This window comes from Butyrivibrio sp. XB500-5 (assembly GCF_003625505.1).
Taxonomy (GTDB): domain Bacteria; phylum Bacillota; class Clostridia; order Lachnospirales; family Lachnospiraceae; genus Butyrivibrio.
Genome location: NZ_RAIS01000010.1, coordinates 15,420 through 32,645 on the forward strand (window position 1 = coordinate 15,420; position 17,226 = coordinate 32,645).

A 17,226-nucleotide genomic window follows, 5' to 3' on the forward strand; every position below is an offset into this window, starting at 1 on the left:
GCCGCCTCAGCATGTTGGCTGAAGCGGCTTTTGATTTATTTATACAGCGGGCCGTAGGCGGCGCAGGCTCTGTAGTCCTGGCCTTCCTTGTCACTTCCGAAAGCGTTCCAAGCGGCGGGGCGGTAGATGTCGTCAGGTGCTACGTTGTGCATGCAAACGGGGATGCGAAGCATCGAAGCCATAGTGATGAGATCTGCTCCGATGTGACCGTAGCTGATAGCGCCGTGGTTGGCACCCCAGTTGTTCATTACATCGTAGGCTGTCATAAACGGTGAACCTTCCACGCCGTCCGTGCGAGGTGCAAACCATGTGCACGGCCAGGTGTAATCAGTTCTTTTCCAAAGAACATCAGATATTTCATCCGGGAGCTTAACTGTCCAGCCCTCAACAATCTGAAGTACAGGTCCCAGACCCTTTACAATATTAAGTCTTATCATGGTTGCGGGCATATCGGCTTTAGTGATAAATCTTCCCGAATAGCCGGCTCCTCTGAAATATCCGTTGTCGGCAGGGCACCACTCGGTCGCCGCCATTACCGTCTCGATATCTTTATCGCTTACGTTGTACCATTCCTTCATAACGGCGTTGCCGTTTTCATCCCTAAGCTCTCCGCACGCATCAAGACAGCAGGCACCTGAATTTATCAGATGAATAAAGCCGTCAGATTCTTTTGCATGACCTTCAAGCTCAAAGCCCGTCACACGTTTAACCGCATCTGCGCTCCAGTATGTGCGCACATCCGCAAACATCTGAGGTCTGTTAGTTAACAGCTTCATGAACAGCATCGAAGCTCCGTTTAATGTATCATTCTCCGTTGCAAGGATGAACGGTTCACGAACTCCGTTCCAGTCAAAAGAAGTATTGAGAATAGCTTCGGGAAAATCGCAGTTGGGCCAGTGATCTGTCCACTGTCTCTGTCCCTGGAAACCGCCGCAGATAGCGTTGTGACCAACGGCTTCTTCTTCGCAGCCTTCGGGGAGATTTGGATTTCCCTGATAGAGATCTTCAATGATGACCGCCATTTTTGCCGTGAATTCCCAATCCTTTTCTTTTTGCTCATCGGTCTTTTTTACCGAATCGGGATTCTTGTCAAAGCCCTGTCTGCAGTACTTCTTGATCCAAGAAAGAGCTTTCTGATATTCGTCCTCATTGTAGATATGTTCTTCCATGCGACGAAGGATCTCAACTTCGTCGACTGATTCAACTCGCATTCCGAGATATTCTTCAAAGAAATCGTGATTTATTATAGAGCCTCCGATTCCCATGCACTGAGAGCCTATCTGAAGATATGACTTATCGCGCATGGAAGCAGCTGCAACGGCGGCTCTTCCAAAGCGAAGGAGCTTGGTCTTTACATCTTCCGGAATAACCGTATCGGTTGCATCCTGAACGTCTTTTCCGTAGATACCGAAAGCGGGAAGACCCTTCTGAGCGTAGGTTGCAAGCACGCTTGCAAGATATACGGCGCCCGGTCTTTCCGTTGCGTTAAGTCCCCACACACCCTTTATCGTAAGAGGGTTCATGTCCATTGTCTCTGCGCCGTAGCACCAGCAGGGAGTTACGCTTAAGGTTATTGCAACGCCTTCTTTTCTGAATTTCTGCTCGCAGGCAGCCGACTCCGCAACACGTCCTATCGTTGTGTCAGCGATTACTACTTTAACGGGTTCGCCGTTTGAATACTTAAGGTTTTCTTCAAACAATTTCTTGGCGGAGAGCGCCATGTTCATTGTCTGGTCTTCAAGTGACTCTCTGACCTTAAGAGGTCCGCGCCTTCCGTCGATTATAGGTCTTATTCCTATAACCGGATAATCCCCGATATATCTGTTTTTTGCCATAAAAATCCTCCTTTGAATTCTTTTTTCACCCCAATAAAAACATGTTTATATGCCATGATATTATCTCTACCCGATTTGGAATTGAAGTGCTATACTGTAAAAAAATATAACAATATTCACCCATTTGTTAAAAGGGGTTGAGAGGAAGGTGACTTTGAAATACACTGACTATATCGAAAAAAGGGTTCAGGGAACGTTCAATTTTCCTATAGCCTATTACCGTGAAAACCCGCAGAGTCCGCGGTATTACATGCCTTATCACTGGCATCCTCACTACGAGATAATACGTATTATCGAAGGCTCTTTTAACCTGACACTTGATAATGAGACCAAGAGGTATAAGGCCGGGGATATTATAATGGTCACCGGCGGCGTAATTCACGGAGGAGAACCCGAGGATTGCATTTACGAATGTATTGTTTTTGATTTTGATATGCTTCTCAAAAACAATCACGCTTGTGCGGCTAAGATACAACAGATCATCAGCGGTAAGATCCGTATTCATACGCTCCTTTCGGAAAAGAGCTCACGCATACCGGCGATAGTTGCTTCGCTGTGTCAGGTGCTCTCCGAGAAAAAAGAGGGATATGAATTTATGACACAAGGTTATCTGTATCTTTTGATCGGAACCGTCATAAAGGAAAAGCTCTATGAAGAGTCCGCGTATTCCGCCGTTACCATCGAGCGTCTCAACTCGCTTAAGAGTATAGTGGACTACATCTCGGATCATTACTCCGAGAACATAAGTCTTGAGAAGCTCGCAAGGATAGCGGGAATGAATCCCAAGTATTTCTGCAGATATTTCCGCAGACTGACGGGTCGCACACCTATCGATTATCTTAATTACTATCGGATAGAAAGCGCCTGTGAGATGCTCAGCACTCGTAACATCACGATTAAAGAGACTGCGATGAACTGTGGTTTTTCTGATGAGAGCTACTTTGTAAAGACTTTCAAGAAGTACAAGAATACCACACCTAAACAATATACGAGAAAAGAATTCTAGTTCGCAGAATATGAGTTATTTCAGGAGGGAAAAATGAAATGCCACTTGTGACAACTGAAGAGATTTTGAGAAAGGCGAACGACGAAGGATACGCTGTCGGAGCTTTCAATGTCGAGAACATGGAAATGGTCCGCGCCGTCATCAAAGCCTGTGAGGAGATGAATGCTCCCGGCATTCTTCAGACAACTCCTTCAACCGTCAAATATGCCGATCTCGACATGTACGTTGCGATGGTTTCGGCGGAAGCCAAGAAGGCAGACGTTCCGATCGCACTACACCTTGATCACGGAAGCAGCTTCGAGCTTGCGATGCAGGCACTAAGAAGCGGTTACACCTCGATCATGATCGACGGCTCCAAGCTTGAGATCGATGAGAACATCAAGCTTTCCAAGAGTGTTGCCGATGCTTGCAGACCTTCGGGAATCCCCGTAGAAGCCGAGCTTGGTAAGGTCGGAGGAAAAGAGGATGATATGAGCTGCGACGATCCCGGATACACGGAAGTTGACGACGCAGTGAGATTTGTAAAAGAAACAGGAGTATCATCACTTGCCGTTGCGATAGGTACAGCTCACGGAATTTACAAAGGTGTTCCCAAACTTGATGTGGACAGACTTTCGGAGATCAAGAAAGTAGTTTCCATTCCGCTTGTACTTCACGGAGCATCGGGAGTTCCGGATGACGCAGTAAAAGAGTGCATAAAGAGAGGCATCAGCAAGGTTAACTTTGCTACAGAGCTTCGAATCGCATTCAGCGACGGACTTAAAGAGTACTTGCAGGAGAATCCCGATACATTTGATCCCAAGAAGTATTGCACCGCAGGTTCTTCCAAGGTGACAGAGCTTGTAAAAGCAAAGATAAGAGTTTGCGGATCCGAGAATAAAGCTTGAGGTTGTGTTGAACTTCCTATTTTTTTTTAGTATAATAAACGAAACGTTTCGCGCTGCGAAATGCAGCCAAAGGAAATAGATTCAAAAAAAGGGGAGTTCAAATGCCATCAACGATCAAAGACATCAAAGAGTATACCGGTTTATCACTTGCGACAATTTCCAAGTACCTTAACGGCGGAAATGTTTTACCTGAGAATCGTGCCAAGATCGAGAAGGCTATAAACGAGCTTCACTACGAAGTCAATGAGATAGCAAGAGGCCTTGTCACCAAGAAGACAAAGACAGTCGGCATCTTGGTATTTAGCATAACCAGCCCGTTCTCCGGAATGATACTTCATCATGTGGGACAGGCACTTCGCAAAAAAAGGCTACGGAATGCTTATCGTAGATTCATGCGACGACGAAGAGATCGAGAGAAAGAACGTCAATTATCTTATCAGCAAGAAGGTTGACGGCATTATCGTTCTTCCCGTTGCATCAAAGGGCGATTTTCTCAAACCTGTTAAAAGAGCCGGAATACCCGTAGTTTTACTGGACAGAGCACTTGCGGATTCACAGTATGATTGCGTTAGGATCACCAACCGCAAATCAACATACTATGCGATGCAGGAGCTTATAACAAGAAATCACAAAAAGATCGCGGTGATCGCATCTGAGAGAGAGTACACGGGACGCGAGCGTTTCAATGGTTTTATGGAAGCTATGAGAGATGCGGGACTTGAAGTACCCGTGGAGTATCAGGTCAGAGGTAAACACTCAATAGCAAGCGGCTACAACGGAATGATGAAGCTCCTTACGCTCAAGAACAGACCTACAGCCGTATTTATGAGTAACTATGAGATCACACTCGGTGCGATGCTTGCAATAAACGAGTCGGGACTTAAATCTCCCGATGACATTTCACTACTAGGTTTTGACGATCAGCTCTTCTTCCATGTCATGCAGCCTCAGGTCTACATGGTAGAGCAGCCTACACAGGCGATGGGAGAGAAGGCCGTTGAGCTTTTGCTTAAAAGAATAAACGGCGAAACTCAGGACGGACCTATGGAGCTTGCGCTTGGCACAAGTCTTCACAGAGGCAATTCGATCAAGACTTTGTAGGATTTTTGCAACTAAAAACTACAAGGGCAATTGCCCCATTAATTTTTAGATAAGAGCGAAACGTTTCGCTCAAAATCGACCAAATATGAGGATAAACATGACAGAACAACTATTACTGGGTATCGATATAGGTACTTCGGCATGTAAGGTGGCTGTCTTTGATACAGACGGAAATGTAGTGGCACAGTCCAATAAACCGTACCTTGTGTACTATCCGCAGCAAGGATATGCGGAACAGGATCCGGAAGAGTGGTGGGGCGCAATCGTAGCTGCCATCAGGGAAATCCTGGATCTTAAAACTTTCGATCCAAAGAAAATAGCAGGTATAGGAGTAGACGGACAGAGCTGGTCAGCCATACCGATTGACCGAAAACAAAACGTCCTTTACAGGACACCTATATGGATGGATACGCGAGCAAGGAACATTTGCGATAGAGCGAAACGTTTAGCTCAAGATGAAGAGATCTTCTCGATTGCAGGAAATGATTTCCTCCCATCGTATGCAACACCAAAGATGATCTGGTTTAAAGAAAACATGCCGGAGGTCTTTGGGAAAACGAATCTATTCCTGCAATCGAACAGCTTCATCGTTATGAAGCTCACCGGAGAGGTCAGCCAGGATCTCAGCCAGGGATACGGTATTCACTTCTTCGACATGAAGAAAAAAGAATACAACGCAGAACTGGCAGAGAAGCTGGGCTTATCCGTATCGCTTGTTCCTTCACTCTATAGATGCGACGAGATAGTAGGAGTGGTAACCAAAGAAGCTTCTGAGTTAACGGGCTTGCCCGAAGGAATTCCGGTTGTGGCGGGCGGACTTGATGCAGCCTGCGGAACACTGGGAGCCGGTGTATATGATGTCGGACAGACGCAGGAGCAGGGCGGACAGGCAGGAGGCATGAGCATTTGTACGGATAGTGCTCTTTCTCATAAAAAGCTGATCCTAAGTACCCACGTTGTTCCGGACAGATGGCTTTTACAGGGAGGTACCGTAGGAGGAGGCGGAACTCTCAAGTGGTTCAAGCAAGAGTTCGGTAAAGACTTAAGCTTTGATGAACTTACCAAAGAGGCTGAGAAAGTAAGCCCCGGTTCGGACGGCGTTGTCTTTCTTCCTTACATGGCGGGTGAGAGGTCACCGATCTGGGATCCCGATGCAAAAGGAGTTTTCTACGGACTTTCTTTTGACAAGACAAGAGGACATATGATCAGAGCCGTTTTGGAAGGCGTGGCGCTTTCACTGCAGCACAATATGCTTACGGCGGCGGAGACGGGCATCACGGTTGACAGTCTTAATGCAATGGGCGGATCTGCAAATTCTCTTTTGTGGACACAGATCAAAGCAGATGTCACAGGAAAAAGAGTTCAGGTTCCCGCATCGGATACGGCGACAACACTGGGAGCAGCGCTCCTTGCAGGAAAAGGCTGCAGTATTTACAAGGACTACAAAGAGGCGGTTGAGAAGACAATAAAGATCACCAGAGTCCACGAACCTAATGCCGAGAATCATGAGATATATAAGCACTCAATGGAGCTTTATCTAAGGCTTTACGAGGACCTAAAGGATACCTTTAAGGAATACAAAGATATCTAAGCTAACATAGCAAAACAGAGCAAAGCCAAACAAAAAAGTAATAACAAAACACAGAAAAGAGGAGAAAACATGAAAGCAGGTGTGGTACATGCCAAAAACGATATCCGCTACGAAGAGATCGAGAAGCCGATAGCGGGTCCCGGAAAAGTACTTATCAAGGTTAAATACACGGGTATATGCGGATCGGACATTCCGAGAGTTAACGGCGATGCCTGTCACTACTTCCCGAACGTACTGGGACATGAGTTTTCGGGTACCGTTACGGAAGTCGGAGACGGCGTAACTTCACTTAAGGTTGGGGACAGAGTTGCGGGAGTTCCGCTTGTTCCCTGTATGAAATGCGAGGATTGCCAGAAAGGAAATTACAGCCTTTGCAAGCATTACAGCTTCATCGGCTCAAGAGAGTTCGGAAGCTTTGCAGAATACGTTGCGGTCCCCGAGAAGAACGCGGTTAAGTTTGACGACGAAGTAAGCTTCGAGAAGGGCGCATTTTTTGAACCCGCAACGGTTGCTCTTCACGGACTAAGAAGAGTTGATTACAAGGGCGGTAAAAACGTGGCTATCCTCGGAGGAGGAACAATCGGACTTATGACAGCTCAGTGGGCCAAGATCTTCGGTGCCAAGAGCGTTACGATATTCGACATTTTGGATGAGAGACTTGAGCTTGCAAACAGGCTCGGCTGCGACTACGGCGTTAATTCATCCAAGCCCGATTACATGGACAGGGTAAAAGAGATCACGGGCGGCAAAGGTTTTGACTACGTGTACGAGACAGCCGGAAATACGATTACCATGAAGATGGCATTTGAGCTTGCGGCAAACAAAGCGCAGGTGTGCTTCATAGGAACTCCCACCAAAGATCTTTCTTTTACCGTACAGGAATGGGAGAACATGAACCGTAAAGAGTTCACGTTAACGGGATCGTGGATGAGCTATTCGGCTCCTTTCCCCGGGGATGAATGGGAGCTTACGGCTTACTACTTCAAGACGGGACAGCTCAAATTCGATGACTCTTTTATCTTCCAAAAGATTCCGCTTTCTTTGATCGACGCGGCATTTGAGATGTATAAGACACCGGGAACGGTAAAGGGCAAGATCCTGATAGACAGCGAGAAATAAAAGTAATACCGACACATAAAAAACACAAAAATCAATTACTAAAAGAAATACGGAGGAGAGAAAAATGGCAGTTGATGCAAACAAGGTTCCGCAGATTACCCTGTATAACGGCGACAAAGTTCCGTGCATAGGAATGGGTACTTTCGGATCCGACAGATTTACGGCAGAAGAGGTTTCAAACGCGGTTGCGGGCGCTATCAGAAAGGGTTACAGAATGTTTGACTGCGCAGCCTGCTACGGCAACGAAGACCTCATCGGAAAAGTATTTAAGCAGGCTTTCGACGAAGGCGTTGTAGAGAGAAAAGAGATGTATATCATGACCAAGGTTTGGAACGATATGCACCGCGATGTTGAGAAATCATGCCTTAAGTCGATCAGTGACCTGCAGTGCGAATACATTGATCTTTTCTTTATCCACTGGCCTTTCCCGAACTATCATGCACCTCACTGCACGGTAGATTCAAGAAACCCCGACTCAAAGCCTTTCTCGGTTGCTGAGTTCATGGATACCTACAGACAGATCGAAGCACTTGTAAAGAAAGGACTTGTTCGTCACATCGGAATTTCAAACATGACAATTCCTAAGCTTGAGGCTGTTATCGACAAGTTCGAGATTAAGCCCGTTGCATGCGAGATGGAGCTTCATCCTTGCTTCCAGCAGCAGGAGCTCTTTGACTGGCTCGTTGCTCATGAGATTCAGCCCATCGGATTCATGCCTCTTGGTTCTCCTCAAAGACCCGAGCGCGACATGGAAGCAACGGACATCGCAGATATGCAGACACCCGAGCTTCAGGCGATCGCTAAGGCACACAATTGTCATCCTGCGATCATCTGTCTTAAGTGGGCAATGCAGAGAGGGCAGATACCGATTCCTTTCTCAATTCACGAGATGGAATATACAAGCAACATCGAGGCAACAGTTTCAGAGCCTCTTACAGACGAAGAGATGAAGACTCTTTCAACTCTTGAGAAGAACAATCGTCTTGTAAAGGGACAGGTATTCCTTTGGGAAGGAGCTACCGACTGGCACGCACTCTGGGATGAGGACGGATTCATCGTTGATTGTCCCGACGCCTAAATGAGGTATAAAAAGGTATTTCTATCGAATGGGGTATAGATTATGGATGCTATGAGAGAAATGCTTGCCAAAAGAAAAAAAGGAATGCGGTACGCAGGTATCCCATCCTTTTGCACAGCTTCCGACCTAGTCATAGAAGCGTGTCTTAAGCAGGCAATGCGGTTTGACGACCACGTGCTCATTGAAGCGACAGCCAATCAGGTAAATCAGTTTGGCGGATACACGGGCATGAAACCCGCAGATTACAGAGATTTTGTTTACAAGATTGCCGATGATGTCGGATTCCCGAGAGAAAAGATCATACTCGGAGGAGATCACTTGGGACCGCTCACCTGGCAAAACGAACCCGAAGAGGAGGCAATGGCTAAATCAATAGAGCTCGTTAAGCTCTTTGTCCTTGCAGGGTTTAAGAAGATTCATCTTGATACAAGTATGAGAGTCGCGGACGATCCAAAGGATCAGCCGCTGACGGATGAAGTAATAGCAAGAAGGGGAGCGATTCTCTACGAAGCTTGCGAGGAAGCGTACAAGGAACTTTTAAAAGACAATCCAAGCGAGGAACGACCTGCTTTTATCATAGGCAGCGAAGTTCCGATCCCCGGAGGGGCGCAGGAGGAAGAAGATTCCATCAGCGTTACCAAGCCTGAAGCAGTAGAGAAAACGCTCGCGGTATACAAAGAGCAGTTTGAAAAAAGAGGCCTTGAAAACGCCTTCGACAACATCATCGGCATAGTTGTTCAGCCCGGTGTTGAGTTCGGAGATGCGGATGTCTTCCATTACAACAGGGGTAACGCGGCAAGACTTACGGAAGCGATGAAGAAGTACAGCAACATCGTACTTGAAGGTCACTCGACGGACTACCAGCCGCCGCAGCGTTTAAAAGAGATGGTAGAGGATGGAATAGCGATCCTTAAGGTAGGACCCGCACTTACATTCTCACTTAGAGAAGGGTTATTTGCTCTTTCAATGATGGAGAAGGCACTTGTACCTGAAGAGAAGCAGGCACACTTCATAGAAGTCATGGAAGAGACGATGCTGGAGCATCCGGAGAATTGGCAGAAACACTATCACGGTAGCGACACGGATCTCGCTTTCAAGAGAAAATACAGCTTCTCGGACAGATGCAGATATTATTTTGCACAGCCCGAAATGAAAGAGGCTATAGACAAACTCTTTGAGAACATGTCACAGATTGAGATCCCTATGGGAATGCTGAGGCAGTATATGCCGCTTCAGTACGTAAAGGTAAGAGACGGCGCTCTGAAGCCTTTACCCAAGGATCTTGTAGAAGATTTTGTTGTACATCTCATAGAAGATTACAACTACGCTACCAAACTTAATTACATGATAAGCGACGCTCTTTGTTGCTGATATCTTGATGTATTGGGAGGAGAAGTTTTGATACTTAAGAAGATAAAAGAAAATCCGATAGTAAAAAAACTCGGATTTAACCGAATTGTTCTTACCGGTGTCTTAATACTAATGTATGTCATATTAAGCTGCCTGGTCAATAATTTCGCCGGAATGCCCAGAGTTATGAGTGCACTCAACTATGCATATTTCTTGGGCTTTCTGTCACTCGGAGTTACTTTCGTAATTGCAACCGGCGGAATTGATTTCTCCATCGGACCCGTTATGTTCTGTTGCGCTCTTATTTCGGGCTATAGCCTTACGAGCCACGGAGTCCCGATGGGATTAAGTCTCATCATAAGCCTTGTAGTAGGCGTGATCTTCGGAGCTTTCAACGGCTACCTTGTAGCATATCAGAAAGTTCCGCCGTTCATAGTTTCCATGGCAAGTATGAATATCGCCAAGGGTGTCGCGAGTGTATTTACAAAGACTCAGTCCGTAAGCTGGCCTCAGGCAGCCAAAGGCGGATGGTTCAGATACTTTGTAAAAGTCGGAAAGGTTCCGGTAGGCATCATTGTCTTTTTCGCAGTGGCAATAGCCTGCTCGATCTTACTTAATCACACAAAGGCGGGTAGATATATGCTCAGTCTCGGAAGCAATCGTGAGGCGGTAAGGCTTTCCGGAGTAGATGTAAAAAAATGGGAGATGCTCGCATACGTTATCTGCGGACTCCTAGTAGGCATCGCGGCAATCTACTTTGTAGGCGCATATACGACGGTACAGCCCGGCTACGGCGATCAGTACAATAACGAAGCAATCGCGGGCTGCGTAATGGGCGGAACTTCCATGGCGGGAGGACTTGCATCCATCGGCGGAACCGTCATCGGCGTTTTCATTATCGCTCTTTTGCAGGAAGGAATATTGGCGCTTGGTTTTACCAAGGATTACCAGCTTATCATCACCGGAATCATAGTTATCTGCGCTGTATATGCAGATGTAATGGCAAGACGCAGAAGAAACTGATAACCGGCACATAAATGCAGAAGGGAGAAAAGAAAATGGGTGAAGTCATACTTCAGATGAAAGATATAGATAAAAGCTTCCCCGGCGTACATGCTCTCAATCATGTCAGCTTTAGTGTTGAGAAAGGCGAAGTACATGCGCTGATGGGAGAAAACGGTGCCGGTAAATCGACACTTATGAAGGTCCTTACGGGTATATACACCAAGGACTCGGGAACAATAACCTACGAGGGAAAAGAGGTTGAGTTCCACAATGCAAGAGAAGCTCAGGCGGCGGGCGTTGTTATCGTTCACCAGGAGCTCAATATGGTTGGTCATCTAAACGTTGCTCAGAATATCTTTATCGGACGTGAGTTCAAAAAGGGAATAAAGATAGATGACAAAAAAATGATCGAGGAGTCGAGAAAGCTCTTTAAAAAGCTCAACATCGACATCGATCCCACGGCAACGATGAGCGACCTCACGGTAGGAAAGCAGCAGATGTGTGAGATAGCAAAAGCAATCTCACATGATGCAAAGGTAATCATATTCGACGAGCCTACGGCTGCTCTTACAGAAGCGGAGATACAGGATCTTTTTAAGATCATAAGAGACTTAAGAGAGCAGCAGCTCGGAATCGTATATATCTCACACCGTATGGATGAGATCAAAGTAATCACGGACAGAGTTACCGTAATGCGTGACGGCTGCTATGTAGGAACACTTATCACCAAGGACTGCACTAAGGATGACATCGTCAACATGATGGTAGGACGAGTTATCTATGAAGAGCCCAAGACCAAGAGCATGGTTTCGGAGGACGCTCCGGTTGTTCTTAAGGTCGAGCATTTAAATGCAGGCAAGATGGTACAGGATGTCAGCTTTGAACTTCATAAGGGCGAGATCCTCGGATTCTCGGGACTTATGGGCGCAGGACGAACTGAGACCGCAAGAGCGATATTCGGTGCGGATCCCAAGGAGAGCGGTGACATCTATGTAAACGGAGAGAAGGTTGTAATAAACAGCCCCGAGGATGCCGTAAAGGCAGGAATCGGATATCTTTCCGAAGACAGAAAGAGATTCGGAATCGTAGTTCAAAAGACAATTGCAGAGAACACCACAATGGCGAATCTATCCGAGTTTATGAAGGGCATCTTTATAAACAAGAAGAAGGAAAAGAAAATCGCAAAAGAGCTTGCTGATTCACTTGCTACAAAAATGCCGAGCGTAGATGAGCTCGTCGTTAACCTCTCAGGCGGTAATCAGCAGAAGGTCGTAATAGCAAAGTGGCTGTGCAAGAACTGCGACATCCTGATCTTCGATGAGCCTACAAGAGGTATCGATGTAGGTGCCAAGAACGAGATCTACAAGTTAATGAATAAACTCGCAAGCGAAGGAAAATCGATCATAATGATCTCTTCCGAGATGACGGAGATCCTGAGAATGAGCGACCGTATCGTTGTTATGTGTGAAGGTAAGAAGACGGGCGAACTCAGGATAGAAGAAACGACTCAGGAAAAGATAATGAACTTCGCAACAAGAGATGTGGGCTAGGAGGAGAAAAGATGAAAAAGGAAAAAACTGCTGTGAAACTTAAGCAGGAACTTATCGTATTTTTGGTGGTGATCGCACTGCTCACTTTCTTTTGCTTAGCCAGCGAGAATTTCAGACAGTACACAACAATCCTCACCATCATGGATTACTCATATTACATAGTCCTTATGGCAATCGGTGTGTCTTTTCCCCTGATAACCGGAGGAGTAGATCTTTCAATCGGTACCGGACTTGTGTGCTACTCGCTTGCGGGAGGATATCTGATCCTTCACTGCGGATGGCCTGTGGGACTTGCAATGGTTGTGACGGTTCTTTTCGGAACGATCATCGGTGTTATAAACGGCGTACTCATAGGGGTTATGGATCTTCCGCCGTTCCTTGCGACACTTTGTACCTGCATGATAACAAGAGGACTCGGTTCCATCTGTTCACAGAATACCGGTATTTCATGGCCTACAGCGGGACAGCCCGGAAGCTGGTTTAGAAGCATCTTTAAACTTGATATCGGCGGAACAAAGATACCGCTTGGATTTATATGGGTACTGCTTCTTGCGATAATGATGCATTTCGTACTAAGGCACACCAAAGTCGGACGCTACATCATCGCAATCGGAAGTAACAAGGAAGCTGCGATACTTTCGGGTATCAACGTTAAGTTCTACCACATAATGGCATATACGATCTCAGGTCTTTTCGCCGCACTTGCAGCAATCGCATACTCAGCCGTGTTCAAGACGGTCCTTCCCGGAACGGGCGCAGGCTTTGAGCTTGAGGCTATCGGCGGAGCGATCATAGGAGGCGTATCCGCAACGGGCGGAGCGGGCTCCATAATCGGAACCTTCGTCGGCGTATTTGTCATCTGCCTTCTTAAAACGGGACTTCCGTTTATCGGGTTACAGGCAAACTGGCAGCAGATAGTTACGGGCTTTGTACTTATCGGCTCAGTAATGGTGGACATTATCAAAAAGAGAAGAGAGAAGAAGTGATATGGACTACGGACGTAGATCATATAAAAGAGAATGTATTTTTTTCTAAGGAGGATGAAAATGAAAAAAAGACTTTTTGCATCAATCATGAGTGTAGTTATGGTTACAGCACTTGTTGCAGGCTGTGGAGCACAGCAGGCACAGGCTCCCGACGCCGAGGCACCCGTCGCTGACACACAGGCTACTGAGGCAGCAGCTCCCGAGTCGGCAGCGCCCGAGGGAAAAGAGCTTAACTTCAAGATCGTTGTTAAGAGCTTCCAGTCATCATACTGGCAGGCAGCCGTTACAGGTGTTAATCAGGCAGCAGAAGAGCTTGGTGTAAACGTAGAGTGTAACGGTCCTAACGCTGAGTCTGACATCGCAGATCAGGTTAACATGCTCACCAACTATGTAAACGGCGCACCCGACGGAATCGGCCTTGCAGCTTGCGATCAGAGTGCATGCCTTGATGCTCTCCAGATGGCAAAAGACGCTGGAATCCCTGTAGTTTGCTTTGACTCAGGATGCCCTGATGCTCCCGAAGGATCTGTTCTTTCAACAATCGCAACAGACAACTACGGAGCAGGCGCAACGGCAGCTGAGAATATGTATGCAGCTCTTAAGGATACTATCGCAAACGCATCCGCACCCGTTCGTATCGGCGAAGTTAACCAGGAGTCAACTTCAGAGTCCATCACACAGCGTGGTCTCGGATTCATCGACAAGTTTGCTGAGCTTGCTGCAGCAGACGGCAAGAAGGTTGCTGTTGTAGGTAACGAGTTCTATGTAAACGGCGCTAAGGACAAGGGCGACGAGGCATCAGCAGATGTTATCATCGAGGTTGCCGTTCCCGCTCAGACAACAGTTGAGCTTTGTGCTACAGAGGCTTCAGCTATCATGAACAAGTCAGACGTTCTCGGAATCTTTGGTTCAAACCAGGTTGCAGCAGAGGGTATCCTTTCAGCTAACGAGAACCTCAACAAGCTTGGCTCAGAGCCCGGCAAGACAATCCTTGGTGTAGGCTTTGACGCAGGTAGCGTAATCAAGGGAGCAGTTAAGGACGGAACAATGTTCGGTGCTGTTACACAGTCACCTCTTGCAATGGGTAGAGCAACAGTTAAGACACTTTATCAGATCGCAACAGGCGAGACAGTATCTGATATCTCCACAGAAGGTTATTGGTACGACAGCACAAATATGGATTCACCTGACATTCTTCCTAACCTTTACGACTAAATCTATTCCGAAAGGGATCGGGATTACCGGTCCCTTTCAATAAAAAAAGAGCATAAGTTTAAGAACATAAATAAAAGAAAAGAGGAATAAAGATGTTAAAAGGAATCCCAACGATATTATCACCCGAGCTTTTGATGGTTTTGGATGAGATGGGACATACGGATGAACTTGTAATTGCAGACGGTAATTTTCCCGGAAGCACAATGTGCGACTACGTTATAAGAGCGGACGGACTCGGTGTTCCCGAGGTTCTTGATGCTATTCTTACAGTCTTTCCGCTTGATACATATCCCAATTCAAAGGGCGAAGAAGATGCACCCTGCACGCTCATGGCGCTTGAGCCCGGCGATGTTGGCAAAGTAGCCACACCTATCTGGGATGAGTATAAAAAGATCGTTGCCAAGTACGATGAGCGCGGTGAGAAAGCTTTTAAAGAAATCAATAAATGGAAATTTTACGATCAGACCAAAGAAAGAGCTAAAGTTGTAATTCAAACAACAGAGACGGCAATCTATGCTAATATTATTCTTAGAAAAGGTGTTGTTATCTAAAATTTTTTTATCGGAGGGATGATCCATGCCGGAGAACGTCGAAGTTATTTTTGAAAACAGAACAGCTATGATGCGTAAGCTTAAGAAGAAAAGCTACGAGATAAATATGCAAAGCTTTAGGGATGAGCACGGTCACTTTTTTGACGAGATGCTAAAGAAGGTTAATGCATCGGAAGATAAGGCTGCCGCTTCGCTTGAAGTGGGAAAAGAATTTGCGGATAAGATATTTGATGCCTATAACACCAAGGGTAAGATACGCGGTGCGATGCAGGCGGATCTCAATCTTTTCATGATCTATTATGTTTTTCCCGCAGTGCTTCTTACAGAAGATGAATCCGCAAAAGAGCTGTGCGACGGACTTAAAACGGCATGGAACAATCGCTTCGATGATACAAATATAAGCTATACGGATTATGCCACACTCTATAACTCTTTCCGCGATAAGATCTTTGGAATGTTCTAAGGAAACTCCGTGAATCCGGTGTTTCCTTGTGACTTAGATCGAGAGGGAAACATAAGTGAATAGAGAGTATTTTCTGGCAATAGACATTGGTGCGTCGGGAGGGCGTCACATCCTCGGTTCTTTGGCAGGCGATAAGATGGAGCTTACAGAAGTTTATCGCTTCCGAAACGGAATGGATGAAGCGCCGGACGGAGAACTCTTTTGGGACACCGAAAGACTCTTTTCCGAGATCCTGACAGGCCTTTCCAAGTGTAAAGAGCTTGGCAAGATTCCAAAGAGTGTTGCCATTGATACCTGGGGCGTTGACTATGTGCTTCTTGATGACATGGACAAGCCTCTCGGACGAGCCGTCGCCTACAGAGATCACAGGACAGACGGCATTGATACAGAAGTCTACAAGAAGATTTCGGAAAAAGAGCTGTATGCAAGAACGGGCATTCAGAAAGCAATGTACAATACGATCTTTCAGCTTGCGGCTCTTAAGAAATATCATCCGGAACTTCTTTCTAAGGCTGAGAGCCTTCTTATGCTGCCCGATTATTTCGGATTTCTTTTGACCGGAAAAAAGGCGCAGGAATATACGCAGGCAAGTACCACTCAGCTTTTAAACCCCATAAAAAGAGAATGGGATACAGAGCTTATTTCCGAAAAGCTCGGATTCCCCCAAAAGCTCTTTGGCAGGATAGCTATGCCCGGGAGCGTTCTTGGCACGCTGCGTGATGAGATCAGGGACAAAGTCGGTTTCGACTGCACTGTGACTTTGGCTCCTTCGCATGATACCGCGAGCGCTGTTTTTGCTGTGCCCGGAGAAGGCGATATTTGCTATATCTCATCCGGAACATGGTCGCTGATGGGCGTTGAGTTATCGCACCCTAGCTGCACGGAAGAGAGCATGGAGGCGGGGCTTACGAACGAAGGCGGCTACGGCGGAAGGATAACTTATCTGAATAATATAATGGGCCTTTGGATGATACAGTCCGTTCGCAATGAGCTTGCCAAGGATCTGGACTACGGCACTATATGCGAGATGGCTTCGCACGAAACTATAGGAAGTGTTGTTGATTGCCTGGACAATAGCTTTTTGTCGCCAAAAGATATGGCGGCCGCGGTTAAAGATTATTGTAAAAAGACAGGACAGGAAGTGCCGGAAACTTTGTCCGAGCTTGCCGCAGTTATCTACAACAGTCTTGCCAAGTGTTATGCGGATAGGCTTTCCGTTATTGAAGAAGTTACGGGTAAGCGCTACGACTGCATACATATTGTCGGCGGAGGATCCAATGCTTCATATCTTAACGAGCTGACCGCAAGGCGCACGCAAAGACAGATAATCGCAGGACCTACGGAAGCAACCGCTATCGGAAATCTTATGACGCAGATGATAACCGCCGGAGTTTTTGCGGATGAAAAAGAGGCAAAGGAGTGCGTGAGGAACTCTTTTGACGTAAAGAGATATGAGCCATGATCCATGAGGGTCATTTTGATATGGCAA

General features: G+C 46.5%; 16 protein-coding genes. 15 read left to right on the top strand and 1 reads right to left on the bottom strand.

The window, feature by feature from the left end; translation table 11 throughout:
- Nucleotides 1-35: 35 nt before the first annotated feature.
- A complete protein-coding gene (locus tag D6856_RS14505; protein ID WP_120687490.1) occupies nt 36-1,835 on the bottom strand; it encodes an L-fucose isomerase in 1,800 nt (599 codons plus the stop codon).
- Between the two features lie 148 nt (nt 1,836-1,983).
- Here D6856_RS14505 and D6856_RS14510 point away from each other — a divergent pair, with 148 nt between their 5' ends.
- The 15 genes from D6856_RS14510 to D6856_RS14575 all read left to right on the top strand — a co-directional run bounded on the left by D6856_RS14510 (nt 1,984) and on the right by D6856_RS14575 (nt 17,199).
- Nucleotides 1,984-2,841 carry an AraC family transcriptional regulator gene (locus D6856_RS14510; RefSeq protein WP_442861334.1) on the top strand — a complete coding sequence of 286 codons (858 nt, stop codon included), beginning with the start codon at nt 1,984-1,986 and terminating at the stop codon, nt 2,839-2,841.
- Between the two features lie 38 nt (nt 2,842-2,879).
- The gene (gene fba / locus D6856_RS14515) at nt 2,880-3,728 is read left to right on the top strand and encodes a class II fructose-1,6-bisphosphate aldolase (protein ID WP_120687492.1); all 849 of its coding nucleotides are present in this window, start codon (nt 2,880-2,882) and stop codon (nt 3,726-3,728) included.
- Between the two features lie 101 nt (nt 3,729-3,829).
- A complete protein-coding gene (locus D6856_RS15415) occupies nt 3,830-4,180 on the top strand; it encodes a LacI family DNA-binding transcriptional regulator (RefSeq protein WP_243114101.1) in 351 nt (116 codons plus the stop codon).
- Nucleotides 4,104-4,829 carry a substrate-binding domain-containing protein gene (locus tag D6856_RS14520; RefSeq protein WP_243114102.1) on the top strand — a complete coding sequence of 242 codons (726 nt, stop codon included), beginning with the start codon at nt 4,104-4,106 and terminating at the stop codon, nt 4,827-4,829. The genes D6856_RS15415 and D6856_RS14520 overlap by 77 nt, the downstream gene beginning before the upstream one ends.
- 97 nt (nt 4,830-4,926) lie before the next feature.
- Entirely contained in the window at nt 4,927-6,420 is a 1,494-nt protein-coding gene (gene xylB, locus D6856_RS14525) for a xylulokinase (protein WP_120687493.1), read from the top strand.
- A 69-nt stretch (nt 6,421-6,489) separates the two neighbouring features.
- Entirely contained in the window at nt 6,490-7,539 is a 1,050-nt protein-coding gene (locus D6856_RS14530; RefSeq protein ID WP_120687494.1) for a galactitol-1-phosphate 5-dehydrogenase, read from the top strand.
- A 64-nt stretch (nt 7,540-7,603) separates the two neighbouring features.
- Entirely contained in the window at nt 7,604-8,617 is a 1,014-nt protein-coding gene (locus D6856_RS14535) for an aldo/keto reductase family protein (RefSeq protein ID WP_092247731.1), read from the top strand.
- A 42-nt stretch (nt 8,618-8,659) separates the two neighbouring features.
- Entirely contained in the window at nt 8,660-9,988 is a 1,329-nt protein-coding gene (locus D6856_RS14540; RefSeq protein ID WP_120687495.1) for a class II D-tagatose-bisphosphate aldolase, non-catalytic subunit, read from the top strand.
- A 27-nt stretch (nt 9,989-10,015) separates the two neighbouring features.
- The gene (locus D6856_RS14545; RefSeq protein ID WP_120687496.1) at nt 10,016-10,990 is read left to right on the top strand and encodes an ABC transporter permease; all 975 of its coding nucleotides are present in this window, start codon (nt 10,016-10,018) and stop codon (nt 10,988-10,990) included.
- A gap of 35 nt (nt 10,991-11,025) precedes the next feature.
- Nucleotides 11,026-12,522 (top strand): sugar ABC transporter ATP-binding protein, encoded by a 1,497-nt coding sequence (locus D6856_RS14550; protein WP_120687497.1) that lies wholly within the window; start codon nt 11,026-11,028, stop codon nt 12,520-12,522.
- Between the two features lie 11 nt (nt 12,523-12,533).
- Nucleotides 12,534-13,508 (top strand): ABC transporter permease, encoded by a 975-nt coding sequence (locus tag D6856_RS14555; RefSeq protein ID WP_092247719.1) that lies wholly within the window; start codon nt 12,534-12,536, stop codon nt 13,506-13,508.
- Nucleotides 13,509-13,568: 60 nt separating this feature from the next.
- Nucleotides 13,569-14,723, top strand: a complete 1,155-nt coding sequence (locus tag D6856_RS14560) for a substrate-binding domain-containing protein (RefSeq protein WP_120687498.1) — start codon at nt 13,569-13,571, stop codon at nt 14,721-14,723.
- 92 nt (nt 14,724-14,815) lie between these two features.
- Nucleotides 14,816-15,274 (top strand): RbsD/FucU family protein, encoded by a 459-nt coding sequence (locus D6856_RS14565; RefSeq protein WP_120687499.1) that lies wholly within the window; start codon nt 14,816-14,818, stop codon nt 15,272-15,274.
- Nucleotides 15,275-15,299: 25 nt separating this feature from the next.
- The gene (locus D6856_RS14570) at nt 15,300-15,737 is read left to right on the top strand and encodes a hypothetical protein (protein ID WP_092247710.1); all 438 of its coding nucleotides are present in this window, start codon (nt 15,300-15,302) and stop codon (nt 15,735-15,737) included.
- Between the two features lie 55 nt (nt 15,738-15,792).
- A complete protein-coding gene (locus D6856_RS14575) occupies nt 15,793-17,199 on the top strand; it encodes a rhamnulokinase (protein WP_120687500.1) in 1,407 nt (468 codons plus the stop codon).
- Nucleotides 17,200-17,226 lie beyond the last annotated feature (27 nt).

Bases quoted from the DNA above. Each gene is read 5' to 3' on its own strand.
- D6856_RS15415 (WP_243114101.1), top strand. From the start codon at position 3,830: ATGCCATCAACGATCAAAGACATCAAAGAGTATACCGGTTTATCACTT.
- D6856_RS14535 (WP_092247731.1), top strand. From the start codon at position 7,604: ATGGCAGTTGATGCAAACAAGGTTCCGCAGATTACCCTGTATAACGGC.
- D6856_RS14550 (WP_120687497.1), top strand. From the start codon at position 11,026: ATGGGTGAAGTCATACTTCAGATGAAAGATATAGATAAAAGCTTCCCC.
- D6856_RS14555 (WP_092247719.1), top strand. From the start codon at position 12,534: ATGAAAAAGGAAAAAACTGCTGTGAAACTTAAGCAGGAACTTATCGTA.
- fba (WP_120687492.1), top strand. From the start codon at position 2,880: ATGCCACTTGTGACAACTGAAGAGATTTTGAGAAAGGCGAACGACGAA.
- xylB (WP_120687493.1), top strand. From the start codon at position 4,927: ATGACAGAACAACTATTACTGGGTATCGATATAGGTACTTCGGCATGT.
- D6856_RS14530 (WP_120687494.1), top strand. From the start codon at position 6,490: ATGAAAGCAGGTGTGGTACATGCCAAAAACGATATCCGCTACGAAGAG.
- D6856_RS14505 (WP_120687490.1), bottom strand. From the start codon at position 1,835: ATGGCAAAAAACAGATATATCGGGGATTATCCGGTTATAGGAATAAGA.
- D6856_RS14565 (WP_120687499.1), top strand. From the start codon at position 14,816: ATGTTAAAAGGAATCCCAACGATATTATCACCCGAGCTTTTGATGGTT.
- D6856_RS14520 (WP_243114102.1), top strand. From the start codon at position 4,104: ATGCTTATCGTAGATTCATGCGACGACGAAGAGATCGAGAGAAAGAAC.
- D6856_RS14540 (WP_120687495.1), top strand. From the start codon at position 8,660: ATGGATGCTATGAGAGAAATGCTTGCCAAAAGAAAAAAAGGAATGCGG.
- D6856_RS14570 (WP_092247710.1), top strand. From the start codon at position 15,300: ATGCCGGAGAACGTCGAAGTTATTTTTGAAAACAGAACAGCTATGATG.
- D6856_RS14560 (WP_120687498.1), top strand. From the start codon at position 13,569: ATGAAAAAAAGACTTTTTGCATCAATCATGAGTGTAGTTATGGTTACA.